This is a genomic window from Streptomyces sp. KR55 (genome assembly GCF_052245645.1).
Lineage (GTDB): Bacteria > Actinomycetota > Actinomycetes > Streptomycetales > Streptomycetaceae > Streptomyces > Streptomyces flavusporus.
This window is the reverse complement of record NZ_JBQQCE010000007.1, coordinates 1-24,543: the sequence shown is the minus strand read 5'-3', so window position 1 is coordinate 24,543 and position 24,543 is coordinate 1. Positions and strand designations below refer to the sequence as shown.

At 70.3% G+C, this 24,543-nt stretch carries 22 protein-coding genes and 1 pseudogene; 11 read left to right on the top strand and 12 right to left on the bottom strand.

Going from position 1 to position 24,543, the window contains the following annotated elements:
* Positions 1-124 precede the first annotated feature (124 nt).
* Positions 125-916, bottom strand: coding sequence for a hypothetical protein (locus tag ACTWQJ_RS02000; protein WP_443304875.1), 792 nt, complete (start codon positions 914-916; stop codon positions 125-127).
* Positions 917-1,190: 274 nt separating this feature from the next.
* Here ACTWQJ_RS02000 and ACTWQJ_RS01995 point away from each other — a divergent pair, with 274 nt between their 5' ends.
* Positions 1,191-1,619, top strand: coding sequence for an organic hydroperoxide resistance protein (locus ACTWQJ_RS01995; RefSeq protein WP_385273544.1), 429 nt, complete (start codon positions 1,191-1,193; stop codon positions 1,617-1,619).
* Positions 1,620-1,987: 368 nt separating this feature from the next.
* Here the strand turns inward: ACTWQJ_RS01995 and ACTWQJ_RS01990 are convergent.
* Positions 1,988-2,849 (bottom strand): annotated as a pseudogene (locus ACTWQJ_RS01990) (SGNH/GDSL hydrolase family protein).
* Positions 2,850-3,115: 266 nt separating this feature from the next.
* Here ACTWQJ_RS01990 and ACTWQJ_RS01985 point away from each other — a divergent pair.
* The 4 genes from ACTWQJ_RS01985 (at position 3,116) to ACTWQJ_RS01970 (ending at position 6,374) form a co-directional block, all read left to right on the top strand.
* Positions 3,116-3,562, top strand: a complete 447-nt coding sequence (locus ACTWQJ_RS01985; RefSeq protein WP_443304874.1) for a VOC family protein — start codon at positions 3,116-3,118, stop codon at positions 3,560-3,562.
* Between the two features lie 74 nt (positions 3,563-3,636).
* A complete protein-coding gene (locus tag ACTWQJ_RS01980) occupies positions 3,637-5,082 on the top strand; it encodes a dihydrolipoyl dehydrogenase family protein (protein WP_443304873.1) in 1,446 nt (481 codons plus the stop codon).
* A complete protein-coding gene (locus tag ACTWQJ_RS01975) occupies positions 5,079-5,678 on the top strand; it encodes a GPP34 family phosphoprotein (protein ID WP_443304872.1) in 600 nt (199 codons plus the stop codon). The genes ACTWQJ_RS01980 and ACTWQJ_RS01975 overlap by 4 nt, the downstream gene beginning before the upstream one ends.
* A 321-nt stretch (positions 5,679-5,999) precedes the next feature.
* On the top strand, positions 6,000-6,374 hold the full coding sequence (locus tag ACTWQJ_RS01970) for a hypothetical protein (protein ID WP_443304871.1): 375 nt from the start codon (positions 6,000-6,002) through the stop codon (positions 6,372-6,374).
* A 145-nt stretch (positions 6,375-6,519) separates the two neighbouring features.
* On the opposite strand, the gene ACTWQJ_RS01965 is transcribed toward ACTWQJ_RS01970, so the two are convergent.
* The 4 genes from ACTWQJ_RS01965 to ACTWQJ_RS01950 all read right to left on the bottom strand — a co-directional run bounded on the left by ACTWQJ_RS01965 (position 6,520) and on the right by ACTWQJ_RS01950 (position 9,574).
* Positions 6,520-7,059, bottom strand: a complete 540-nt coding sequence (locus tag ACTWQJ_RS01965; RefSeq protein WP_385517189.1) for a hypothetical protein — start codon at positions 7,057-7,059, stop codon at positions 6,520-6,522.
* 336 nt (positions 7,060-7,395) lie between these two features.
* Positions 7,396-8,160, bottom strand: coding sequence for an MBL fold metallo-hydrolase (locus ACTWQJ_RS01960; protein WP_443304869.1), 765 nt, complete (start codon positions 8,158-8,160; stop codon positions 7,396-7,398).
* A 174-nt stretch (positions 8,161-8,334) separates the two neighbouring features.
* Positions 8,335-8,835 (bottom strand): cupin domain-containing protein, encoded by a 501-nt coding sequence (locus tag ACTWQJ_RS01955; RefSeq protein WP_224740098.1) that lies wholly within the window; start codon positions 8,833-8,835, stop codon positions 8,335-8,337.
* Between the two features lie 280 nt (positions 8,836-9,115).
* On the bottom strand, positions 9,116-9,574 hold the full coding sequence (locus tag ACTWQJ_RS01950; RefSeq protein ID WP_443304867.1) for a YbaB/EbfC family nucleoid-associated protein: 459 nt from the start codon (positions 9,572-9,574) through the stop codon (positions 9,116-9,118).
* Positions 9,575-9,779: 205 nt separating this feature from the next.
* Between ACTWQJ_RS01950 and ACTWQJ_RS01945 the strand changes: the two genes are divergently transcribed.
* Entirely contained in the window at positions 9,780-10,178 is a 399-nt protein-coding gene (locus ACTWQJ_RS01945; RefSeq protein WP_443304865.1) for a 6-pyruvoyl trahydropterin synthase family protein, read from the top strand.
* A 64-nt stretch (positions 10,179-10,242) separates the two neighbouring features.
* Here ACTWQJ_RS01945 and ACTWQJ_RS01940 read toward each other — a convergent pair whose 3' ends face one another.
* Positions 10,243-14,337, bottom strand: a complete 4,095-nt coding sequence (locus tag ACTWQJ_RS01940; protein WP_443304864.1) for a discoidin domain-containing protein — start codon at positions 14,335-14,337, stop codon at positions 10,243-10,245.
* Between the two features lie 175 nt (positions 14,338-14,512).
* Between ACTWQJ_RS01940 and ACTWQJ_RS01935 the strand changes: the two genes are divergently transcribed.
* Positions 14,513-15,016, top strand: coding sequence for an MEKHLA domain-containing protein (locus ACTWQJ_RS01935; protein WP_443304863.1), 504 nt, complete (start codon positions 14,513-14,515; stop codon positions 15,014-15,016).
* An 87-nt stretch (positions 15,017-15,103) separates the two neighbouring features.
* Here the strand turns inward: ACTWQJ_RS01935 and ACTWQJ_RS01930 are convergent, their stop codons facing one another.
* Positions 15,104-15,508, bottom strand: a complete 405-nt coding sequence (locus ACTWQJ_RS01930) for a cupin domain-containing protein (protein ID WP_385273574.1) — start codon at positions 15,506-15,508, stop codon at positions 15,104-15,106.
* 410 nt (positions 15,509-15,918) lie between these two features.
* On the opposite strand from ACTWQJ_RS01930, the gene ACTWQJ_RS01925 reads away from it, so the two are divergent.
* A complete protein-coding gene (locus ACTWQJ_RS01925) occupies positions 15,919-16,443 on the top strand; it encodes a sigma-70 family RNA polymerase sigma factor (RefSeq protein WP_443304862.1) in 525 nt (174 codons plus the stop codon).
* Here ACTWQJ_RS01925 and ACTWQJ_RS01920 read toward each other — a convergent pair.
* Entirely contained in the window at positions 16,440-18,518 is a 2,079-nt protein-coding gene (locus tag ACTWQJ_RS01920; RefSeq protein ID WP_443304861.1) for a BTAD domain-containing putative transcriptional regulator, read from the bottom strand. The two genes, ACTWQJ_RS01925 and ACTWQJ_RS01920, sit on opposite strands and share 4 nt — an antisense overlap.
* A 682-nt stretch (positions 18,519-19,200) precedes the next feature.
* Here ACTWQJ_RS01920 and ACTWQJ_RS01915 point away from each other — a divergent pair.
* The 3 genes from ACTWQJ_RS01915 (at position 19,201) to ACTWQJ_RS01905 (ending at position 20,903) form a co-directional block, all read left to right on the top strand.
* Positions 19,201-19,326, top strand: coding sequence for a hypothetical protein (locus ACTWQJ_RS01915; RefSeq protein ID WP_443304860.1), 126 nt, complete (start codon positions 19,201-19,203; stop codon positions 19,324-19,326).
* An 18-nt stretch (positions 19,327-19,344) separates the two neighbouring features.
* Positions 19,345-19,821 carry a hypothetical protein gene (locus tag ACTWQJ_RS01910; RefSeq protein ID WP_443304859.1) on the top strand — a complete coding sequence of 159 codons (477 nt, stop codon included), beginning with the start codon at positions 19,345-19,347 and terminating at the stop codon, positions 19,819-19,821.
* 395 nt (positions 19,822-20,216) lie between these two features.
* A complete protein-coding gene (locus tag ACTWQJ_RS01905) occupies positions 20,217-20,903 on the top strand; it encodes a hemerythrin domain-containing protein (protein WP_443304858.1) in 687 nt (228 codons plus the stop codon).
* 42 nt (positions 20,904-20,945) lie between these two features.
* On the opposite strand, the gene ACTWQJ_RS01900 is transcribed toward ACTWQJ_RS01905, so the two are convergent.
* From ACTWQJ_RS01900 to ACTWQJ_RS01890, 3 genes are all read right to left on the bottom strand, one after another.
* The gene (locus tag ACTWQJ_RS01900; protein ID WP_443304857.1) at positions 20,946-21,509 is read right to left on the bottom strand and encodes a CGNR zinc finger domain-containing protein; all 564 of its coding nucleotides are present in this window, start codon (positions 21,507-21,509) and stop codon (positions 20,946-20,948) included.
* Positions 21,510-21,614: 105 nt separating this feature from the next.
* Positions 21,615-23,315, bottom strand: a complete 1,701-nt coding sequence (locus ACTWQJ_RS01895; RefSeq protein ID WP_443304856.1) for an ABC-F family ATP-binding cassette domain-containing protein — start codon at positions 23,313-23,315, stop codon at positions 21,615-21,617.
* Between the two features lie 79 nt (positions 23,316-23,394).
* Positions 23,395-24,543 (bottom strand): ATP-binding cassette domain-containing protein (locus ACTWQJ_RS01890; protein WP_443304855.1); only part of this gene is annotated, 1,149 nt, incomplete at its 5' end.

The window sequence follows — 24,543 nt, the reverse complement described above, 5'->3', positions numbered from 1 at the left end:
CTTCCAGCTTCCCGAAGGCCCTTCCCGCTTGTCGTGGCGTGGACAGTCCGAGGACAGTACTCCAGGCCGCGCGGCGGCAGGGGCGAAAGGCACGTATGACCTCCCGCCCCGTGGGCCGTGATGGTCAGCAGCGCTCCGCCCAGGCACGGGAGACCGTCTGCTGGACGCTGTTGCCCGCGGAGTCCCGGGCCGTGACGCGCAGGGTCACATACGAGGCGCCGCTCCGATGGCGCGGGCGGTCCACCGTGGCCCGGAACGTGTCGTGGCCACGGTCGTGGACGTTCGCCGGACGCCAGGTGCGGCCGTCGTCGTACGAGATCTCGACCTGCACCCTCGACCCGTGCGGGGCGGGTGCCCTGCCCTGGGCGCGGACGGTGACGTCCCCGCCGTACGATCCGGCCGGGTGATGGTGTTGTGGGCGTCGACCGGTACGGCGTAGTCGAGTTGGAGGAGGGGCAGCGCGGTGGGCTTGTCTCTGGGGGTCGAACGGAACGACCAGGTCGTCGCGGTCGCGGTCGCGTAGTCCCAGTCGGGGAAGGTGCGCGAAGTGTTCAGCTCCAGGCGGTGGTTGGCGGGGCTGGTCGGCACCTCGACGTCGGTCCAGACGGCCTTGGGACACCAGGGGTGAGGCGTCGGAGGGGAGCACCGTCAGGTGCCCGTCCTGTTCGAAGGTGTGGAAGACGATGCCGTCGCGTCCGGGGCCCGGCCGTACCGAGGCCGTCTGCCGGCCGTCCGGGCCCTTGGCCACAGTCACACTGTCGCCGGTGATCAGGCGGACGGTCGTCTCGCCGGACGTGGCCCCGTCGCCACCTTGGTGTGCGGCAGCCCCGGCGGGTCGGCGAACGACGGGGTGACCCGCCGTTGCGGCCAGTGCGACGCCCGCTGTGAACGTCGCCGACAAGCCGATGTGTCTCATCGGTTCCGTGCCTCTCCCGGCGCGCTGCGTGCCGTTCATCTGCGCGACAGAATCCAACGGCCGTGAGGCAGGTGTCACTCGATACCGGTGGCACAGCTGGGACATGTCATAAGGGCGACAGGGGACATGTGTGATTCGCGAAGTCGCCAATCACCGGCTTGACGGGTGACGGAACGGCTGCCATGATTACGTCACCGCCTCAACCGGTGACACGAAAAGTGTCCTGGCCGGCAGGCGCCCGAAGACCTTTCGACCCAGATGGGGAGCACCAGTCATGGCAGTCAGCTACACCGCCGTTGTCGACGTCGACGGAGAGGGCCGGAACGGCGGTCACGTCCGCTCCTCCGACGGTCTGCTGGAGACCGGCCTCGCCCTCCCCAAGGAGCTCGGCGGCGCCGGCACCGCGACCAACCCCGAGCAGCTTCTGGCCGCAGGCTGGGCCGCTTGCTTCCTCGGCGCTCTGCGCCGCGCCGCCACCATCCGCAAGATCCGGCTCACCAGCACCACCATCACCGCCGAGATAACCCTCACGCACGGCGACGACGGCGAGTTCTCCCTCTCCGCGGTCCTCAACCCGGTGCTCGGCGGTGTCGACCAGGCCACCGCCGAGGAGCTCGCGCAGGCCGCCCACCAGATCTGCCCGTACTCCAAGGCCACGCGCGACAACATCCCGGTCACCATCAACGCCAGCGCCGCCGCCTGACCCGTCCCCCTGGACCGCGGGTCCCGTGTTCCCCCTGCACGGGACCCGCCACCCCCTCAGCCGTACCCACACCGCCGACCGAAGAGTGAGGGCAGACATGGCCTCCATGACACACACATACGTACGGATCGCCCCGCAGCCTCGTTCGGATCGCGACTGCCTCCCCGGCGAGCGGCCGTCCCGAGACGCGGCAAGCTCCGAGGACCGTGACTGGCCGACGGACACGCAGGTCACGCAGGTGTGGAACTGGACGGAGAGTGCGGCGCTGTCTGGGTACGGCCCGTCGGCCTCGAGCTTTCTCTGACCGGCGGAAGGACCGGTCCGGCACCGGATCATGCCGGACCGGTCACCTGGCTACGAGGGGAACGTCAGTGGTGCCGTCCATGACGTGTGAGAACACCCTCGACGGCGGCGGCCATCACGCTCTCGCCCGTGGCGTTGGGGTGCACCGGCGCGGCCGGCGTCTCGGGGGCGAAGGTCTCGATCCACCGCTCGCCGGTCGGCTTGCACAGGTCGTGGCCGACGGTCGGCGTGTACGTGTTCACGTACTCCGCCGCGCCGGGCCTGGCGGGCCAGCATCGCGTTGAGCTCCTTCTCCTTGTCACGGAGCCAGGCGAAGTCGCCCGCGGCCAGCGGCACCTTGCTGCTGGTGCACCCCACTCCGTCCTCGGGGAAGAGGTCGGGATAGCCGACCACCACGACACGGGCGTGCGGCGCGCGGCGGTGGATGCCGCGCAGCACCTGCGCGACCTTCGGTGCGGTCCGGGCGACCGCGTCCGTGACCTGGTCCGCGCCGGTGCCCGCGTAGTGGGACTGGCACGGGGCCCCCGCGGGGTCGCCGGACGTGAGGTGGGCGCAGGTGCCCAGCACGGTCGAGAAACCGATGTCGTTGCCGCCAATGGTGACGGTGACCAGGTCGGTGCCCCGGTCGAGGGCGTCGAGCTGCGCCGGCACGCCGTCGGCCTGCGGGGCCGTCATGTCGGCGGTGGTGGCGCCCGAGCAGCTGACGTCCGTCAGCGTCGCGGACCGCGACCGCGCCACCAGCGAGGGGTAGTTCTGGTTGGAACGCAGACAGGTCGCGTCGACCTGGGTGGGCACGAGTGGTGCGGAGGCGTACGAGTCACCGAGGGCGACGTAGTCCACCTTGTGCCGACTCTCCTTGGCTGTGCTCGCCGCAGCTGTTCCGGCCGTGGCGAGGGCACCTCCGGCGGAGAGCAGTGCGGCACCCACCGTCAGTGCGCGTCCGGTGCGGGAGGCGGGAAAGGTTCTTCTCAAGATCTGTCCTTCTGTGATCGGTCGAGGGCCTCCGCCCTGGCGCGCGTTCGCGGCCCAAGGCGGAGCGCCCAACATGCACACGTATCCCAAAGCCGTCAGGTGCTATGGCTCCGGTAACGAATTGAGTCAGGTGGCTGAGGCGACACATGTCGACCACGGCCGACACTGAGAGCGCAGTGCCTGCCGACGTATGCCGAACCATAGAAAGCGAGATCACAGCCATGGACATGAAGCTCGAAGTCGTCATCCTGCCCGTCTCCGACGTGGACCGGGCCAAGGGCTTCTACGTGGAGCAGCTCGGCTGGCGCCTCGACGCCGACTTCCCGATCAACGACGGCTACCGGATCGTGCAGGTGACCCCGCCCGGCTCCGAGTGCTCGATCATCTTCGGCCGGGGCCTCACGCAACAGGAAGCGGGCACGCTCCACGGCCTCCAGCTGACCGTCACCGACATCGTCAAGGCCCAGGAGGAGCTGACCTCCCGCGGTGTGGAGGTCTCCGGCCCGTTCCGCGACGAGACCGGCGCCTTCCACCACGCCGGTGACTCCCACCGGGTGCCCGGCCTGCACCCCGAGCGGGCCAGCTACGGCACCTTCGCCGCCTTCAAGGACCTCGACGGCAATGAGTGGTTCCTCCAGGAGGTCACCGAGCGCGCCCCGGGCCGCTGAGACCGCCATCCCGCCACGACCACGACACCCATCCGACCGACACCCATCCGACCGGCTCCGTCACCGGAGGACACATGCCGACCGAGAACATACGCACGTACGACGTCATAGTGATCGGCGCAGGTCCGGTCGGCGAGAACGTCGCGGACCGGACCGCCGCCGCGGGCCTGAGCACCGTCATCGTGGAGAGCGAACTGGCCGGCGGCGAGTGCTCGTACTGGGCCTGCGAACCCAGCAAGGCCCTGCTGCGCCCCGTCCTGCTCCGCGCCGACGCCGTGCACGTCCCGGGTCTCGACCCCGCCGTCAAGGGCCCGCTGGACGTCGAGGCCGTCCTGGCGCACCGCAACCGCATGTCCGCCGACTGGAAGGACGACGGCCAGGTCGAGTGGATCAAGTCGGCCGGCATCGACCTGCTGCGCGGTCACGGACGGCTGGCGGGGGAGCGCGAGGTGTCCGTGGAGACCCCCGAGGGCGACACCGTCCGCCTGCGGGCCCGGCACGCCGTCGCCGTGTGCACCGGCAGCCGCACGGCCCTGCCCCGGCTGCCCGGGATCGAGAACCTGCGGCCCTGGACCAGCCGGGAGGCGACCAGCGCCCAGCAGCCGCCGCAGCGCCTCGTGATCGTCGGCGCCGGTCTGGTGGGCGTCGAGATGGCCACCGCCTGGCAGGCCCTGGGCAGCCGGGTGACCCTGCTCGCCCGGGAGGACGGCCTGCTGCCCCGGATGGAGCCCTTCGCGGGCGAGCTGGTCACCGAGCGCCTGCGGGAGGCCGGTGCGGACGTACGGTTCGGCGTCTTCGTCGTCGGCGCGGAGCGGGTGGACGACGGCGAGGGCGAGGTCCGTGTCAGCCTGTCGGACGGCGGTGAGATCACCGCCGACGAGATCCTCTTCGCCACCGGCCGCGCCCCGCGCTCGGAGGACATCGGCCTCGACACCGTGGAACTGAAGGCGGGTGACTGGCTCGCCACCGACGACAGCCTCACCGTCACTGCCGTCCCCGGAAACTGGCTCTACGCCGTCGGCGACGTCAATCGCCGGGCCCTGTTCACCCACCAGGGCAAGTACCAGGCGCGCATCGCCGGTGCCGTGATCGCCGGCCGGGCCCGGGGTGATCAGCTGGACACCGGCCGCTGGGCTCCGCACAGCAGTACGGCCGACATCGAGGCCGTCCCCGGCGTCGTCTTCACCGACCCCGAGGTCGCCTCCGTGGGCCTGACCGTCCGTGAGGCCGAGCGCACCGGCCGGGCCGTCGAGGTCGTCGACTACGAGATCGGTCACCTCGCGGGCGCCGTCCAGTACCGCCCCGACTACCGGGGCAGGGCCCGGATCCTCATCGACCGGGACCGTCAGGTCGTCGTCGGCGCCACCTTCGTAGGACCGGGCGTTGCCGAGCTGCTGTACTCGGCCACCGTCGCCATCACCGGGGAGGTGCCGGTCGAGCGTCTCTGGCACGCCGTACCCGCGTTCCCCACCATCAGCGAGGTGTGGCTGCGCCTGCTCGAGACGAGGAGGGACTCATGACCACCGCACGCGACCTCGCGCTCGTCGCCCTGGGTATGCCGTCCGATCGGCCCGTGGCACAGGGAGACCTGTCCCTTGCGCTCGCGGGGGCCGAGGCGGTCGATCTCCTGGAGAGCGGAGCGCTGAGCCTGGACGGCGACCGCATGATGCCCGGCCCTCGGGTGGCGACGGGTGACCGTCTGCTGGACCAGGCGCACGCCTCGCTCACCCGGCGGGAGCCGTACGAGAAGGTCGACGAGTGGCTGTGGCGCCGCGGTGGCGAGCTCGCCGCGGCCTATGTCGACGACCTGGAGCGGGCCGGGCTCGTCACCCACCCACGAGGCCACTTCCGGCTGCGGTCCGCGCGGACCGTCCTGGCCGCCTCGCAGGCCCGCCGCAGTGCGGAGGAACGCAGGGCGTCCGGCGAGCCCGTCCTCGCCGCTCTGCTGGCGGCCGCAGGGATCGGGGAGGACCCGGCCGAGGCCCGCGAGAGCCTTACCGGGGACGCGGTCACGACGGTGCTGGCCGCCGTCGGCGACGCGGTGACGCAGCTGGAGGCCGTACGACTGCGGCGGGACGTCGAGAACGCCGCGTTCGACAACGTGTGGCGGGGATAGGGCCGCTGAGCGGGCGCGCCGACGGGCGTGGTCACACCGTGAGTGGGGCTTTCACACCTGCCTCGTGGGAGAGGGCGGCGACGGCCGGACCGGGGCCCGACGAGGACATGGTGTCGATCGGACCGTCCTGGGGCGTCTTGAGACTCCGCTGCCTGGACGAGGCCGCTCAGGGCACCGGTCGGCTGATCGACCGTCGGCTCCTACAGACGCTGTGGCAACCCCGTGTGAACCTTTTCCCCTTAGAAGTACGTGGAGCTATAGGGAACAGAGGAAGCCGGGATCTTTCCGCCCGTCGGACCGTCGTGAGGAGAAGGCGCGCTCGTGAGGATCGGTATCGTGCCCCCACCAGATCCGAGATGTCCGGCCCGACGCCGTCCCGACCTGGGCCAAGGCGTCGGAGGAGACCGGGTTCAGCTCGCTCGGGCGTATCTCGACGCGGTCTCCGGCGGGCGGCTCACTCTCGATCTCGGACTGGGCGGAAGAGCCGACGACTTCGTGGTGGACGACACCAGCCCGTCGGTGCCGGCCACGGCCTTCGGCCGCGCACGTGCAGCCTGGAAGGCTGCCGGACGCGAGGGCACGCGGGACCTCGTCGCTGTTGCGTACTTCGCCCTGGGCGACGAGGACCTCGGCGTCGACGAACTCATGCTCGCCCCGACTGTCGACGAGGCATGGCTGGCGGATGTGGCTCCGTAGGGAGGAACCCTTGGTACACGCCCTGAAGTGCCGCACCCGTCCCGCGTGGCGGGTTGTGTCGCATGAGGTGCATTGCAGTGCCCGGTTGCGGCCCACCGCCCGCGGGACGCGCGTGGGTGTCAGTCGGAGCTGTCCGCCTCGCCCGCTACACCAGGGTGTACATGACGGAACGCTGCTGCTTGTGACGCCTGATACGTCCCTTGGCGACCAGGGATTCGAGGGTGTTTCGTACCACCTGCGGTGTGGGATTGCGGTCCGGGTGCTTCTTGAGGAGTTCGTCCCGCAGCTCCTTCGCCAGACGCGGCTCCTCGTACTGGCCGAGCAGGTCCGCAAGCAGGTCACCGAGCAGAGGCTGGTGCGACTTCCCCTTCGCGCTGGCCTGTGCAGTCTTGGCGGCCGGAGTGGTCTTGGCCGACGTGGAGCGTCGTGAAGCGGTTTCGGCCGGGGCCTGCTTCGCCTTTTCGACGACGGGCTCTTCCTGCAACTGCTCGGGCAGACGGGACGCGTCCGTGAAACCCTCGTACTGCTCGGCGAGGTTGATGATGTCCGCCAGGAGGGCCTCCTCCTGCTTCAGCATCCTGATCTTCTCCATCAGCTCCTGCTGTCGCCGACGGTTCTCCTCCAGGTCCGACGCGGCTTGTGCTACGTACCGCGATCGGAGCGTGGCGGCTGATTGGCTGGTCACACCGTTCACTCCCTCGATATGGATGACGTTGCGCATGGTACCCACGCCGAGGGTCCCGTGCAGATAAGTGTCGACGCCAGATGGTTCGTCTAGCATGTCCACTCTCCACGATAGGCGTTGATGTGCCTGCGTATAGAGGAAGTGTGGACCTTCTTCGACCTCCGGAGGGTTCGACGACGTCACTCGCACGAGGCTCCCTCCGCCAATACTGCCCGGTAAGTATGTCGTCGAACCGCCTCCCTGACGACCCTTGGTGGGTCGTTGTATGTGTGGGACCGTGTTGCCCCGTCGGGGGGACGAGTGCGAGTGTCGGACCGCGCCTCGGATCCGGGGCCGTCACCTGGCGGCGCACTCGCGGGCCGTCAGGGCTGCCTCTTTGGCCGACCCGCGATGCACGGGTCCGTGACCAGGCAGGATGAGACCCGCGTCCAGGCCCTCGATCACGGCCAGGGAATCGAGAGCCCGGGCACGGTCGGTGTGGAACATGTCGGGCAACAGTTGCGGTCCACTGATCCGTGACGTGGGGTGTGCGGTCACCAGGGCGTCGCCGGTGATCAGGACGCCGCTGCCGGGCAGGTGGTAGGCGCAGTGGCCCTTGGTGTGCCCCGGTGTGTGCACGGGCACCGGCGCACCGGGCAGATCCAGTGCTCCCGGCGCGGGGAACGCCTGCGGCTCGCCGACCGGAACATGCGTGGTTCCGCCGGCTCGGAGGGCGTGTACGGCCCACGGGAGCACACCGGGCCGCCATGCCTGTGCGAGCACCTGGCCGACGGACACCTGGTCGAGGAAGTCGCGGTGGGCGTGCGGGACCTCCTCCTGGTGCATGAGGACCGGCACGTCGTACGTGGCGCGCAGGTGCTCGGCCGCGCCGATGTGGTCGTTGTGCGCGTGTGTGACCAGGACGGCGGCCACGGAGCGGGCGTTCAGCCCGACCGCCTCCAGTGAGGCCAGCACGGCGTCGCGGTCGCCCGGGTAGCCGGTGTCGACGAGGGTGCAGCTGTCGCCGTCCTTGACGATGACCCAGTTGGTGTTGCTGCCTGACACCGAATAGACGTTGCTCTCGACGCGGACGATGTCGTCCTCACGCAGAAGCTTCGGCATGGTCCTTCTGATCCTCTCGTTGCGGCCGGAACCCTGAGGGGCCCTGTCGCTGGGTGAGGGGCCCTTCCTTCGCGCCGCGCGCCGTCGGCGCGCGGCGCGGGAAGCGGCTACCTGAGCGCGGAGGGTGACCGGACGGGCGCCGTCGTCACACCCCGCAGTGCAGGTCCGGTCGTGTCACTTGGTGTCGCGCTGGAGATCGGCCGGAGTGGCTCCGGGCGGGCCGAGGATGACGTCGCCGAACTCCTCGGTGACGGCCTGGAACAGCCCCATGTCCCACTCGGTCTCGGTGGTGGCCAGGTGCGCGGGGGTACCGGTGCGGCTGATGAGCTCCGCGAACCTGGCGGGAGAGGTGATGGCGAGGGTGCGCGCACCGTCGTCCCCCGCCTTGATGGTGTGGGGCGTGTTCATCTTGATGGCGTAGAAGTCCCCGGACCGCAGGGTGAAGGCGTCCGAGCCCGCCCAGACCGTCAGCGAGCCGGAGACGACCCAGATGCGCTCCTCGTAGCCGGTGTGCAGATGCAGCGGCGTCCCGGCGCCCGGGGGCAGGATGACATCGGACACGTCGTGCCGGCCCTCGGTCTCCTCCCCGGAGGCGAGGACCGACAGGCGCAGATGCTGGCCGAGAACGAACTGACGGTCCTGGGGGACCGGCGGCGGAGAGGGGAAGTTGGTCATATGTGTGACTCCTGCTCGGAGAGTGACAAAGAATCGAGGAACACGAAAGTGGGACGCACGCCTAGGACACCCGGCGGAGACCGGCACATTTCGCTGTGGGATTTCTCCAGCCACAGAGTAACGTGTGAGTGGCCAAACCTGTGTGTCTGCCCTCAGCCCTGAACACATCCGATGGCCCGGACGGAATGCCGTCAGGCGGGCCCGGCGGCCATGCCCGCACCTCTCCCCGGCTGTTCCGGCACCCCCGCACACCCGCACATCGAGGGCCGGCAGGAGTCGCTCATGGCTCGCACACGGAGTCTCTCAGCGCCATGACGGCCTCGCGCAGCTCCGGCGGCAGGGGAGTGTCCAGCGAGGGCCTACGGCCCCACAGCGGCCCCTGCGGCCGTGACCTCGTCGGCTCGCCTCCGGGCACGGGTTGCGCGGGCAACGCCGGCAGGAGGTTCGCGGCCGTCATCACGGCGGCCGCCCTGGCCGCGACCTCGGCCCGGGCCGTCGTCAGAGCCTCCAGGACACTGTCGCCCAGCTGTGGGGCGGCCATCCCGCGGAACCGATTGTCGACGAAGCGGATCCACGCCGCGTGGCCGTTGGCACCCACGGTGACCTCCACGACGCCGTCCCTGGAACGCGCCGTCACCGACAGCGCCCTCATCTGTTCCCGGGCCCTGGACAGAGTTCCGTACCGCTCGGCGAAATCGGCAAGGACCTGCTCCAGACGACTTCCCGGTGACGTCTCCATCGTCCTCCTCTGCCGGTGCAGCCACCCGCAGGCGGCACGCACATCCTCGCCGCATGTCCCCGAAAGGGGAAGAGGACGGGTGTGCCGGAGGGCGACCCGGCCCAGGGCCTTCCGACACATGAAGGACACGAGGGGACCGCACACTTGGTTCACATGTGCGCCGGTTATGCTCCGTGCCGAGCGCACACCCCCATTTGGAGGACTCTTGTTCAGCATCACCGTACGTGACCACATGATGGTCGCCCACAGCTTCCGCGGCGAGGTCTTCGGCCCGGCCCAGCGGCTGCATGGCGCGACGTTCGTCGTGGACGCGACGTTCCGGCGCCCGGAGCTGGACGACGACAACATCGTCGTCGACATCGGTCTGGCCACCGCGGAACTCGGCAAGGTGATCGGCGAGTTCAACTACCGCAACCTCGACGACGAGGAGCGGTTCCACCGGATCAACACCTCGACGGAGTACCTGGCCAAGGTGATCGCCGACCGCCTGGTCGAGGCGATCCACGCGGGGACGCTGGGGGAGCGCGGCCGGGGGATCCGTGAGGTGGTCGTGACTCTGCACGAGTCGCACATCGCGTGGGCCAGTTACGAGCGCAGCGTGTGACACACGCACGGGGGCCGGTGCCGCCGATACGGAGGCAACGGCCCCCGGCCTCTCCCGGTACGGCTCAGCCGCGCACCGTGACCGGGGGAGTGTTGTACCCCTCGGCCCGCAGCTTGGGCCGGCCCGAGGGCAGGGCGGACGCGGGCCACGACAGTGTGACCGTGCGTGTCTCACCGGGCAGCAGCCACAGATAGTTGTCGTCGTAGAGAGTCGGCAGGACGCGGGCGCCGTCCTCGCCCAGCAGGGAGAGCCGGACCATCGCGGCGACCATGGACCCCCGGTTGCGGACCGTGGCGGTCGCTGTACGCCGGTCCCCGTCGCGCGACACCTGTGTGAGGGAGGCCGACAGCCTGGCCTGCTGGACCTGGTCGAGAGCGCGCAGCGCCTCGGGGGTGCGGCAGCGCCAGTAGGTGTTGCGCGACAGGACCTGGCCCCTGTCGTCCGTGAGGGTCAGCCGCAGCAGGTGCAGGTCCGGCAGGTCGTCCGCGGGGGCAGCGGTGAACGCCGTCGCCGAGGTCGCGGGGTCCACGTCCACGCGCGCCTGCCGGGTGTCGGCGATCCGGCGGCCGGACAGGTCGTACGTCTCCGCCGTGACCGTCGCGCGCTTGAGCGCCTTACGGGTGTGGTTGACCGCGATGACCTGCCACTTCACCGGGTCGGCCTGGACGTGCAGGGGTTCGCAGGCGCTCCGGCAGCCGAAGTAGGCGCCGTTGACGTCGAAGTCGTAGTCGTAGGTCTGCCAGACCGTGCTGTGCCAGGCCGGGTGGGACATCCACAGCATCAACCCGCTGGCGTTGTCCCACAGGTTGGCGTTCCAGGCCTCGAACATGGCGCGGAAGTTCTCGTAGTTGACGAACTGCGCCTTGCGCGTGAAGTCGTCCAGGTCGCGGGCGGTGCCGAGGCGGGTCTCGATGGCGGTTTTGTAGTTCTGCGGCGCCTGGTTGCCGCGCTCGCTCCAGTCGTGGTGGTACCAGGCACCGCCGACCGGCCACTCCGGCCCGTCGTCGCCCACCATGGCGCGGGTGCTGGCGGCGGTGGAGACGACGGGCATGCCGATCTCGGTGTGGAAGCCGAAGTCCTTGCTGCCGTACGTCGACGGATCGAAGTAGCGCTCCGGCTCGACCCAGCCGTAGGGGCCGCCACCGGTGACGATGCCGCCGGCCGAGTTGTTCTGGTAGAGCACCCCCGGCACCTGGCTCTCGACCGCCTCACTCATGCCCTCGTCGACCGCGGCCGGCGGGTTGCCCTCGTTGGCGCCGCACCACACCGCCACGCAGGGGTGGATGCGATAGCGCAGCACGGTGTCGCGGGCCACGGACAGGAACGCCTCGTGGTCCGGCGGGTCCATGCTCCAGGCGTTGGGGAAGTCGTTCCACACCAGGATGCCGTGCGCGTCGCAGGCGGCGTAGAACTCCTCGCGGTTGCTGCTGCCGACCCAGTTGCGGATCATCGTGAAGTTCATGGCCCGGTGCATCCGCACCGCCGCGTCCATCCGCTCGGCGGGCATCCGGCGCAGCAGCTCGTCCCAACCCCAGTTGCCACCGCGCACCAGCACCCGCACACCGTTGACGCTGATCTTCAGCGGGTCGGGGGTGTTGGAGACGGTCGTGACATCGGTCCAGGTGTCACCGTCGTCGGAGACCTGGATGGAGTACGTCTTCGGGTACGCCTGCTCCCACAGGACCGCGACCCGGTCGAAGCGCAGGGCGGAGCCGAGGTCGACCTGGAGCCACTGGTGGTCCTCGTAGGCGGAGGACCAGCGGGTGCCGGGGTCGCCGTCGGTGGCGTGGGCGGCCGGGCGGCCGTCCTCCTCGCTGGAGGCGGTCGCCTGCTGGTGCAGTGCGAGGTCGGTGCCCGGCTCGGCGCTGTCGATGACGGCGAGGGACCACAGGGAGTTGCCCCAGCTGGTGTTGCGGAGGCCGCAGGACAGACGGACGTAACGGGCCGTACGGGCCTCGAAGTCGGTCACCCGCAGGCTGGCGTCGCCGCTGTTGAAGGGCAGCGGTACGGCCCTGTTGTCCACGGACGCGGCGTCCGTCCACTGCTCGCCGTCCGCGGAGACCTGCACGACGAAGGTCCGCGCGTAGGCCTGCTCCCATACCAGGTCGACCCGGTCGAAGGACTGCACCGAGCCGAGGTCGACGCGGATCCACTGGTCGTCGGCGAAGGCGGAGGACCAGCGGGTGTTCGAGTCGCCGTCGGTAACGCTGACGGCACAGTGGCCGTCCTCGTCGGTGCTGGAGGCCTCGGCCGGGGCGTGCAGGGCGAGGTCGGTGCCGGGGTGGGCGCTGTCGAACACCGACAGTGCCCACAGCGAACTGCCCCAGCTGGTGGCCCGGGTGAGACAGCGGACGCGGACGTGGCGGGCGCGCCGGTCACCGAGCGGGACGGTCTGGGTGTAGGCGTCGGAGGAAGGTGTGAACTTCAGCGGGGTGTCGTACTCGTAGCCGAACTGCCGTATGCCGAAACGGGTGGTGCGCCGGTCGCTCTCGGCGCCACCGGTCCGGGCGACCAGGGTCAGGTCGTGCAGGGTGGGCTCGCCCAGGCCGTTGGGCCACCACAGCTCGGGGTTCTTCACCCGCAGGGCGCTGAACGCGTCAGGGGTGAAGATGACATCGATGTCGCCGCCGGCCGGGACGGTGACCGTGCGCGAGACGCGGACGTCGCCGAACGAGGCGGAGACGGTGGCCTCGTGGTCGGTGGAGTCGGCGTTGCGCACCGGGACGGTCAGGGTGAGCTCGGCGACCGACAGGTCCGGCAGCGCGGGCAGAACCGTGTCGACCCGCGGGTCGCCGATCACGATGTGGCCGGTCGATCTCAGCCGTACGTGGTTCCAGATGCCGGCTGCGCGGTCGCGGACGGCCGGCATCCAGTCCCATCCCGAAGAGGCGAGGTACGTCGGTGAGTTGAGGTTCATCGTGTTGGCTCCGGCGTCCACCCAGGCCTCGCCCGCCGGTCCCTTGTCGCCGGGGCTGCCGGGCACCGGCATGGGGGAGATCCTCACGGCGAGCGCGTTGCCGCCCTCGGCGGCCAGGAGTTCGGTGATGTCGTGGGCGGAGCGGGCGAAGGGGAACGTCACCTCGCCCACTCCGTGTCCGTTGAGCCAGATCTCGGCCTTGTGGTTGACACCGTCGAACTCCAGCCAGAGATGCCGCCCTTGGCCGGTGCGCAGGCCGCGGGGCAGGTCGAAGTCCCGCCTGTACCACCAGGAGTGGCGGGACAGCGCCTCGGGGACACGCAGGTTGTTCAGTCCCGCGACCGGGTCGGGCAGCTTGCCCTGGTCGACGAGGGAGCCCAGGACGGTGCCGGGCACGGTCGCGGGCAGCCAGCGGCTGGTGTCCACGCCGGTCTGCGAGAGGGCCGTGCCGTCGCCGTCCGCCCAGTCGTCCAGGGTGAGCGTCCAGCCCGACTCCAGCGGCACCGTGCCGTCGGCGGCGACCGTGAGCCGCGGGGCGTTGCCGTGGTGGGTGCCCCAGTCGGTCCAGCCGGTGGCCTTCGGGCGGTGGCCGGGAGCGGTGCCGTACACCTCGAAGCCGTTGAGGCCGAGGGGGTTGGGGCTGGAGCGCTGGTGGGCCGTCATCCGTACCCAGCGGGCCGTGACGGGCTTTGGCAGCGGGATGTCCACCACGCCGCCGGTGCCGGCCGAGGTGCGGTACACGCTGGTCCAGGAGTCGCGGTTGCGGGACGTCTCCAGGACGAACTCCCTGGCGTAGCTGGAGAGGAGCTCCTTACCGGTGGTGCCCTGGCGCGGGTTTCCGCTGGTCGGCGGGGTGAACACGGGATCGCTTGCGTTGGCCTCGAAGGTCAGCCGGATCCGGTCGACGCGGCAGTCCGCCTGGAGGTCGACCTCGATCCACTGCGGGTCGCCCGCCTCGGCGCGCCATCCGGTGCCGCGCACCCCCTGCGCCGGGATCGCGTCCACCACGAACTCGGCGGGGGCGGGCGCGTAGGCCTGCGAGGAGACCCGGACCGGGCGGTAGGCGGCAATCTCACCCGGTGCGGAGGATGAGCCGGTGCCGGTCGTGCCCGCGGTCCGGGCGGCGGCGTCGGCGGCCGGCACGAAGACCATGCCGAGGCCGAATCCGGCCAGTAGCGTCGAGCCGGTCGCGACGACGGTGCGCCGGGAGGGGTGTCGTGAGGGACACGACTGATCGGCCATGTGTAGTCGTCCAATCACAGGGGGTGAGTGAGAGGCGGTGCATGTTGCCGGTACGGGGCGGCCCCCGCGATCTGACAACGTTGCCATAGGCTGTTGTGGCGGACGCTTCCCTGTCAAGGCCCTTGACGATGACGAAACCCTCGGCCCTGCCGAACGAAGAAACATGTGAACGGTGATGACATCCTTTGACGACGGCGCCACGCCGATGACCCTGCCCGTGCGGCCCACCAGCCCCGCCTTCGCCGAGCTGCTGCTCTCCAGCCATCTACGGCTGGTGGGCGAGCCGTTGTGTCCGGCGGTGTGGGAGAGTGGACGGGATGCCGCGCGGTGGCTGTACGAGCAGGCCCCGTTCGGGCTGTTGGCGCACGACACGTCCGCCGACCCGCGCTTCGTCTACGCCAACTGCACGGCGCAGAACTGCTTCGGCTACTCCTGGGACGAGTTCGTCGGCCTGCCGTCCCGGCTGTCGGCGCGCCCCGACGGCCAGGAGGATCGGGAGGCCTTCGTGCGCGCCGTGACGGCCCACCACTACGCCACCGGCTACCGGGGGATACGCGTCGGCAAGAGCGGCCGGGCCTTCTGGATCGAGGACGTGACCATGTGGGACCTGATGGACACCCGCGGGCGGATCCACGGCCAGGCCGCGGTGTTCCATTCCTGGTCGCCCACCGACATGTGAGGGGGCCTCGGGGCCCCACCGTGCGAGGAGCCCGCCACGGTGTGTCGCCGTGGCGGGCTCGTCATGTGCTGCGCAGGGGCCGGGGACCTACTGGAAGTCGCAGCCCGGGTTGGGGGCGTCCTCCGACAGCGCGGCGCCGTGCGGCAGGACGTACAGGACGTCGAGGACGACGTCGGTCGTGCCGAGGTTGCGGCCGATGTGCACGTGGTCCGCGCCGGACGGCTCGGTGAGGCCGCTGCCTGCCTTGTAGACGCCGTCGGACTCGCAGTCCGAGTCGAAGTGGCTGAGCGTGCCCTGCTGGACGAAGCCGTAGAGGGTTCCGTCGTGGTAGTGCCAGCCTGTGCTCTGGCCCGGGGGAATGGTGACCTGGCGGAGGATGTAGTCCTTCCCGCCGAACGTGGTCTGGGAGATGATCTTGCCCGTCACACCCGGACCGGCCGGGGTGGCGAACGCGGTGCCCGCGCCGAGGGACAGACCGGCGGCGGCAGCCATGGTCACTCCCAGTCGCAGCAGGTTCTTACGCAATGTGTCATACCTTTCACTGTCTCGCATGGAACATGCGACAGTGTCACATACGTAGTTTCGGGCCATGGAGCCGCACACCCTCTGTCGGGGTCAAGGCGGCTAGGCACACGTGACATACAACTCACATGCTGCATCCGTTTGGAGTGCGTCATAGCGGGAATCGGTGCCTCGGGTGGAAAAGTACCTGGTGAGAAGGGGTTCTCCGGCGCCGGACGAGCACCTCGCGAGCATATGTGTTCGCCGGTCGAGGGCCGCGGCACTACGGCGACACAAATGCGGCATGTTTCTGGCACTTGCCGCTGCCTAAAGTGCGCACGCGGGGGTTACATCAGGCCCCCGTCGCCGCACGACAGAGAACCAGGATGGTTCAGAACACTATGGCTACGCCCCTCACGACTATGTCCCGGTCCGATCTGCTCGGCACCATCATGAGGGAACACCGGGACGGTCTTGTCTCGTACGCCGAGAAGATGCTGGGTGACCACGGACTCGCCGAGGACATCGTCCAGGAGACCATCATCCGGGCCTGGCGGAACGTCGACAGACTGCTAGGGATGGAGGGGTCGGTCCGCGGCTGGCTGTTCACCGTGACCCGGCACTTGGTCATCGACTGGGTGCGCAAACCCCATGCCCGAAGGGAGGTCGTCGGAGTCACCTATAACGACCCCGTGTCGGGTACCGACGGCACCGAGGTGGTGCACGACACCCTGGTGGCCAGGCCCTTACTGCGTCGGCTGTCTCCCGATCACCGCGCCGTGCTGGTCCACATATACCTATGCGACCGCAGCATTCAGGAAACCGCCGGCATCCTCGGCATCCCGGCCGGCACCGTCAAGAGCCGTCACCACAACGCCCTGCGCAAGCTGCGGAGCGTCGTAGGGTCAGAGGCAGAGGCCGCTTAGAAACCGGTCGAGTGCAGACACATCTCCAGCGCTGAGGTCAGTTGGCGTCGGAACGTCTCGCCGCGGGGGTCGTGGCCGATGGCGCGGACGAGCTCCGGCAGCAGGTACTGCTCGGCGACGATCCACTCGGCGGCGTCCGCGCGTTCGCCGAACTCCTGGGGCCGGACCCCCGGTCTCGGCGGCGGCAGGATCACGGTGCCGCAGTGCGGCGCGAGCAACGCCGTGGCGGCGTTGGCGCTGTACAGATAGTGCTCGAACATCCTGGCCAGCGCCTCGGACCGCACGGTCGGGGAATCCAGGAGCGAGCTGAGCTCCCTCGCGTAGGCGCGCAGCAGTTCGTGACAGGTGTACCGGCCGGCGGTCAGTTCGACGAGCAGGTGGTGGTCCATCAGCTCGGCCACGTCCTGCCGGGTGCTGCGCGGGTCGGTGCCGGTCAGGCTGGCGGCGGCCGGCAGGGTGATGTCACGCGTGGGATGCAGGCCGAGCAGCCGGAACAGCCGCGCGGCACTGCTGCTGAGCGCTTCGTAAGAGCGGTGGAACGAACTGCGGATGTTGGTGCGGGCGTCGCGGCTGGACAGAGCGTCGAGACAGTCGTCGGCGTCCTGGAGCCTGGCCGCGAGCGAGGCCAGTGGGAACTGCGGCTGCACCAGTGCCCGGGTGCCGGCGACGGCCAGCGCCAGCGGCAGCCCGCCGCACAGCTCCACGATCTCCTCCGCGGCCTCGTGCTCGGCTCTGATCCGGTCGGTGCCCAGGCGCCGGTCGAGCAGTTCGAGACCCTCCTCGCGGGTCATGGGATCCAGCGTGATGATCCGGGCGTTGTCCGTGACGGCCAGGCCCTCCAGCCGCCGTCGGCTCGTGACGATCGCGAGGCAGCCCGGCGTGGCGGGGAGCAGGGGACGTACCTGCTCGCTGTCCTCGGCGTCGTCCAGGACGAGGAGCAGCCGGTGCCCGTCCAGGGCACTGCGGTAGGCGGCGGCGAGTGCGGCGGCGCTCGAGTGCGAACGGTCGTGCTCCACGCCCAGCGCGCCGAGCACCTCGGCGATGGCCTCGGCCGGGTCGAGCGGGGGGCGGGAGGGGTGGTGGCCCTGGAGGTCGACGTAGATCTGCCCGTCGGGGAAGTGGTCGGCGACCATGTGGCCCCAGTGCACGGCCAGTGTCGTCTTGCCCACTCCCGCCATGCCGCAGATGGCCGCGGTCATCGTGGGAGGCCGGCTCTCGCCCTTGAGCGGCAGCAGCTCCAGGCACTGGCTCAGCGTCTGCCGACGGCCGGCGAAGGAGGCGCAGTCCGCGGGCAGTTGGGCCGGCCTTTCGGCTTCCGTGGGACGGGGTGGGGGAGTGTCCGGGGCCCGGGAGACCCTGCGCTGGAGCAGGTGCTGCTGGGCGGCGCGCAGTTCGGGACCGGGCTCGACGCCCAGTTCCTCGGCCAGCGCGTCCCGGATGGTCTCGAACTGTTGCAGGGCCTCTGCCTGTCGGCCGGTGGCGGCCAGGGCGGCGATCACCCGGGAGTGGAGTGCCTCGTCGAAAGGGTGGCTCTCCACGGCGCGCCGCAGCATCGTGAGCACCTCCTCCGTCAGCGCGGGTGCCGCGGTCAGGACGGCGTCGGCGGCCTCCTTCACCGTCGCGACGAACTCGTGGCCGACCGAGGTGAACACCGGATGCCGGGCCACCGAGGTGCCAGCGGCGACGACGGGACCGCGCCACAGCCGGAGGGCTTCGACGAAGTCCTCCGCGGCCTGTGCGGGAGCGCCGCCCCTGACCGCGAGCTGCGCCTGGGCGCGCAGGTCGCGGAAGCGCAGCAGATCCGAGGTCGAGGTGTCGACCAGCAGGCGGTAGCCGTCGGAGGCGCGGACGAGGTGTTCGGCGTGGGTACGACTGCGCAGTTCGGGTTCGAGTGTCCTGCGCAGTGCGCCGATGTGCCGGTGCACCACGTTGACGGCGCTGACCGGCGGTTCCTCGTCCCACAGGATGTCGACCGCCTCGCTCAGGGTGAGCGGGCCGGGGGCACGGAGCAGCAGCAGGGCGAGCAGGGCCAGTCGCTTCGGAGGGCCCAGGTCGATCTCGGTGTCCCCGCGCATCGCCCGCACGGTACCGAGGATTGAGTAGCGCACTGTCGCGTCCATCTCGCGGCTGGCCTCGCCATTTCTCATGAGGTGCTGTTGATCGCCTGTCGTCACCGCGCCGCCGGGGGACCCAAGCCGTCTTCGCCCGAGGGGCTTGCGGCCAAGACCGCGAAGTGTAGCCACGATTCGTGACACGTGTGCGCAGCGGAGAAGGGCTCGAGGTGTGTCATCGCGGCGGTGGTGTCCGGGTGGAACCGTCTCTGCTGAGCAGTCGCGGCCGGGATGACTCCCCAGGGTGTCGAGTGCCGCGCCGAGACTGGCAGCCGGCGGCAGTCGGCGGATCCGTCAGCCGACTCTGCACTCCTGCCGCGTCCGCAAGCGCGTCGCACGACCGACATGGGCGCCTCCGAAAGAAGAGAAGTAACCACCTTGACAGGTGACGATGGTTTCATGAGATTTCGTCACCTGTCAAGGTGGTTACTCGCGGGAGTGACGTGGCAGGGCGCGCCCGGTGAACCCCGCGGTGGCCTGTTCCGTTCGCTTTCATGACAGGCTCCTGCCGGCTGGGCGAGTGCTGTGGGAGCCTGCTCACCGGCGGACCGGTCCGAGCGGTGACGCCAGGCGGTGCACACGTGTCCCGCGCGACGGCCGTACCGCGCTCGGCTTCGAGCCGCCAAGCCGGTGAGAGGAGGAGCCCTTGTACGCCCTGGTCCCTGACGATCCCGTGTTCTTCGCGAAGTTCCAGAGCCTCGAAGAACCGCTTCTCCGCCACCTCTACCGACTGCACAGCGCGGGCCTGGAGTCCGACGAGCGGATCGTCTAGGATGCCTACGACAGCTGGGTGCAGGTGCTGCTGAAGCTGTCTTTGTGGTCCCGGTGGCACGGCGAAGAAGCGTCCGCCGACCCCGCTCCGGCCGAGCGGTACACCATGCACAGCGTGCGCGGCGACCAGCTGACGAGTCTGTACCCGATCGAGCTGACCGAGGTCGATCTCGGACACCTGGCGGCCTGCCTCGACCTGTTCGTCGAGGCCGACAAGGTCTGGCGTCCGGTGCCGGAGCAGGCGTGTGCCGAACCGCCGGATCGGGAGGAGAGTCTCACCGATGTCTTCCGACGCGTCATGGAAGTGCTGCTGCTGCCGCCCCCGCAAGGCCTTCTGGGCACCCTGCGGCCCGTCGTGCCCCAGGGATCCGTCGTCTCCGTGACCCTGCTGGCCGAGCAGGAGAAGGAGTACCGACGCTTCTGCGAGGAGATCGTGACCATCCTCAGCTCGGGCGACACGTTCGCCTACCGCAGTCATCGAGCCATGTATCTCTGAGACACCTCGAAGGTGACGGCCGGATGCGCATGCTGTGGTGAACCTTTCGGCCTGTTGCTGCGCTCTCCAGATGGAAGGCTCTGCCGTCTGGACACGCGGGCGGCGGTGCCGTGACGGGACATTCGGAGTCCGGCCACGCTCTCGTGGTCCGTTCCCGTCCCCGCACTGGCGGCCAGAGTCCCCCTCGGCCGCCAGCGCGCACATGTCGTGAACCACTGCCGTCGGCCCGTCCGTTCCTGCAGTGAACGGCCCCTGGAGACGGATCCTCCAAGGACGGCCGCGGGTTCAGGTCCTCATCCCAACGGCTGGACCGGTACGGCCCGCTCCCTGTGGCGGGAGCGGGCCGTACACATGTCGTCATGGGGGCGCGGGAAACAGGGAAGAAAGGTCCACGGATGTCCGCCACGCAGGCGCCGGTCACGGAAGGCGCCCCTCTCTTCAGGGAAATCCTCGCCGTCCACGCCGTCATGACCCGGGGCGCCGAGCTCGTCGTCAGGTCCTTCACCGGGCTGGCGGGCGGTGCGGCCGTCGACACGAAGACCCTGGTGACGACCGTGCAGTGGTTTGTCGATTTCGTACGTCGGCACCGCCGCAGCGAGGACGAGCTGCTCTGGCCGGTGCTGCGGGAGCGGTGCCCCGAAGCGGTCCGCAGTCTGGACCTGCTGGGCGAGGAGGGCGACTCGCTGGCCGAGGGGCTCGACGAGCTGGAGAGCGGCATCGCGCGGATCGCCGAGGAGCGCCGGGTCGGCGGATCGGTGAGCTGGGGGCACGCGATGAAGGAGGGGACGCTCACCTCCCGCCGGATCCGGGACGGGCTGGCCGAGCACTTCGCCGTCGTGGAACCGCTGCTCAGGGGGCTGCTCCGCAAGCCTCTGGACGAGGACGTCCTAGAGCTCCGCAAGGCGGTGGCCGACGGTGTACGGCGGGGTGGGCCGCACCTGGTCTTCGGTCTACTGGAGCACCCCGAGCCCGTCCCCGGCCGGGATCACGTGTACGCCGCCTTCCCGCCGCCGGTGCGCTGGGCTCGGGGAATGCTGGTGAACAGGTTCCGCGGGACCCTCAAGGACCTCGCCGCCGACTGAGCCCCGCGTTCGCCGGGACCGCGCGCCGCCCAGGTCAGGAGGTCAGCGTGCGGCCACGGCGGGCGCGGACTTCTTGCGGGCGCGGTACGCGGCGGCCTTGATCTTGTTGCCGCAGGACTCCATGCCGCACCACTGGCGCCGCATGCCCCGGGAACGGTCGATGTAGACCCGGGTGCACTCGGGGTTGCCGCACTCCTTCATCAGGGGGACGTCCGGGCCGCTGAGCAGCTCCACCGCCTGCCGGGCGACGGTCGCCAGCGCCTGCTCGGGCGTCGCCTCGGTGAGCCGCCCGGTCAGGGTGAGCTGGGGCGTCACCGGAGTCTTGCGCGCGGCGGCGTTGACCGCGTCGAGCGCCTCCCGGTCGAACTCCTCGCCGAGTCGGCGGTTGGTGACGAGCCGGTAGATGGCCTCGCGTACGGTCGTGGCCTCCCGGACGTCGTCCTCCCCGCCGGGAGTGATCGTGTCCACCAGCCCGGACTCCAAGTACCAGGCATTCAGCCGCTCCGGCGTCACGAACATCTCGAACCGGATCGAGCGCCGGGCCCGGAGGGTGGCCGCGAAGTCGAGAGCCGGGTGCCCGCATACGAATACATGGTCAAGATTCACATCACCATCTTGACAGGTGACTTACGCCGGATGCAAGAAGCGTCACCGCTCCAGACGGTTCTCCCTGGTGCCAGAGTGCTGGAGATCGTACGGCACCGGGCTCGGTCAGCGATGGTCAGGGCCGTGGGCGGGGGTGGGCCACGAGTGTGGGCCCGCTTCCTCCCGTCGCCCGCGTCCCGGTTCCAGGCGGAGTTCGCGGCCGTGCCAGCGTCGGCGTAGCCAGCGGTCGTGGCTGGCGACGACGATCGCGCCGGGCCCCGGCCCCAGGGCGGCCTCCAGCTCGTCGCACAGTCGCGGGGAGAGGTGGTTGGTGGGCTCGTCGAGCAGCAGCAGCTGGGGCGGGCGGGCCACCAGAAGGGCCAGCGCGAGCCGTCGACGTTGCCCCACGGACAGCTGCCCGACCGGTTTGTCCAGGTCCGCCTCGTGCATCAGGCCGAGCGAGCCCAGCGGCACCTTCTCGGCCCGCTGCGCGCCCAGCGACAGCTCGTAGGTGTCGCGGACGGTGCGGTCGGGCCGCTCGAACACGGTGTCCTGGGTGAGCAGCCCCACCGTCAGCCTGCGCCGCCGGTGCACCTCGCCCTCGGCCGGGAGACGCCCGGCGAGCACGGCGAGCAGCGTCGACTTGCCCGCCCCGTTGCCGCCCGTGATCAGCAGCCGGTCCGTCGCCGACACCTCCAGGCCGTCCAGTGCGAGCCGGCCGGGCACCCGCACCTCGTGCAGGGAGACCAGGGGTCGCGGGCCCTCCTCGGTACGCGCGGCCAGTTCCCCTGCTGCGAACCGCAGCGGGCGCGGCGGCTCGGCGACCTGGGTGCGCTCGAGTTCCTCAAGCCGCCGGGTGGCGTTGCGGACCCGGCGGGAGATCTGGTTCTGCACCCGGCCGGCCCGGTGCCCGTAGCCCATCTTCTCGTTGTCGGTGCGGCCGCGGTTCGGCGCGACCCGGTGCGCGGTCACCCCCGCCGCGTGCCTGAGCTCCGTCAGTTCCTCCTGCTCCTCGGCGTACCGCCGCTCCCAGCGCTCCCGCTCGGCGTGCTTCTCCGACAGGTAGGCGCTGTAGTTGCCGCCGTAGCAGACCGGGCCGTCCACCGCGGGGTCGAGGTCGATCAGGTCGGTGCAGACGGCGTCGAGGAACGCCCGGTCGTGGCTGGCGACGACCACGGTTCCGGGCAGGCCGCGGATCTGCTCCTCCAGGAAGGCGGCGGCGCCGTCGTCGAGGTGGTTGGTCGGCTCGTCCAGCAGCAGCGCCAAGGGCCGCCGTACGAGCAGGGCGGCCAGGGCCAGCCGGCCGCGCTGCCCGCCGGAGAGCGAGCCGAGCGTGCGGTCGTGCCCGAAGGCGCCGAGGCCCAGGCCGTCCAGCACGAGAGCCGCGCGGCGGTCGGCGTCCCAGGACTCCCGGTCCTGGGCCTGCTCCAGGCGCCTGCCGTAGGCGTCGAGGAGTTCCTGGTGGCCGGGGTTGTCCTCCGGGGCGCTGGCGAGTTCCTCGCCGAGCCGGTCCAGCTCGGCGAGGTCCTCGCGGGCCTCGCGCAGCGCCTCGTCCAGCACCGCGGCGATGGTGGAGTCGGCGTCGTACAGCATCTCCTGGTGCAGGAAGCCCAGGTCGGCCGGGCGGGTGACGCTTCCCGCGTCGGGTTGGTCCACGCCGGCGAGGACGCGCAGCAGGGTGGACTTGCCGACGCCGTTCTCCCCGATCAGGCCGATGCGGTGGCCGGGGGAGGCGGTCAGGGAGATGCCGTCGAGGACGCGTCGGCCGCCCAGGGTGCGGACGAGGTCGTGGGCGAGCAGAGCAGGCTGCGGATGGGGCTGGGGCATGGGGAACCGTCCAACGTGATCGGTGTTCGGCCCGCGGGGCGTGCCGCCTCGGACGCGGGCCACGTCACACGTCGGCGGCTCACACCGCGGGGGCTCCCGTCTCCGTGAGGGATCCGTCGGCCAGCCGCAGCCAACGGTTCACGCCGATCTCGGCGAGGAACCGCTCGTCGTGGCTGACCACCAGGAAGGCGCCCTGGTAGGAGTTGAGCGCGCTCTCCAGCTGGCCCGCGCTGACCAGGTCGAGGTTGTTGGTCGGCTCGTCGAGCAGCAGCAGGTGGGGGGCCGGTTCGGCGCACAGCACGCAGGCCAGGGTGGCGCGCAGACGTTCGCCGCCGGAGAGCACTTTGATGGGCAGGTGTGCCCGCGCGCCCCGGAAGAGGAAGCGGGCGAGCAGGTTCATCCGCTCCGCTTCGGGCCGCTCGGGGGCGAACGCGGCGAAGTTCTCCGCCACGGTGCGGTCCAGGTCCAGCAGGTCCAGGCGCTGCGAGAGGTAGGCGATCCGCCCGTCGTTGCGCTTGATCTCCCCGCTGTCCGGGGCGAGTTCGCCGGTGATCAGCCGCATCAGGGTGGTCTTTCCGGCGCCGTTGGGCCCGGTCAGCGCGATGCGCTCGGGGCCGCGAACGGTCAGGTCGACCCCGCCCGGAGCGAACACGTCCTTGTCCTCGAGACGGACCTGCATCCCCTCGCTGAGGAAGAGGTTGCGCCCGGCGGGCACCTGGGTGTCGGGAAGTTCCAGGGTGAGGCGCTGCTCGTCGCGCAGCGCACGTCCGGCCTCGTCCAGGCGGGCCTTGGCCTCGCTGACCCGGGAGGCGTGCATCTGGCCGGACTTGCCCGCGGCCTCCTGGGCGCCGCGCTTCATGTTGCCGGCGAAGATCTTGGGCAGACCGGCGTTCTTGAGGTTGCGGGAAGCGTTGCTCATGCGGCGCTCGGCGCGTTCGCGGGCCTGCTGCATCTCCCGCTTCTCGCGCTTGAGTTCCTGTTCGGCGTTGCGGACGTTCTTCTCGGCGACCTCCTGCTCGGCGCGCACGGCCTCCTCGTACTCGGTGAAGTTGCCGCCGTAGAAGCGCAGTTCATCGCTGCCGAGCTCGGCGATGCGGTCCATGCGGTCGAGCAGCGCTCGGTCGTGGCTGACCAGCAGCAGGCAGCCGGTGAAGTCCGACAGCACGTCGTAGAGCTTGTGCCGGGCCTGAAGGTCGAGGTTGTTGGTGGGCTCGTCGAGCAGCAGTAC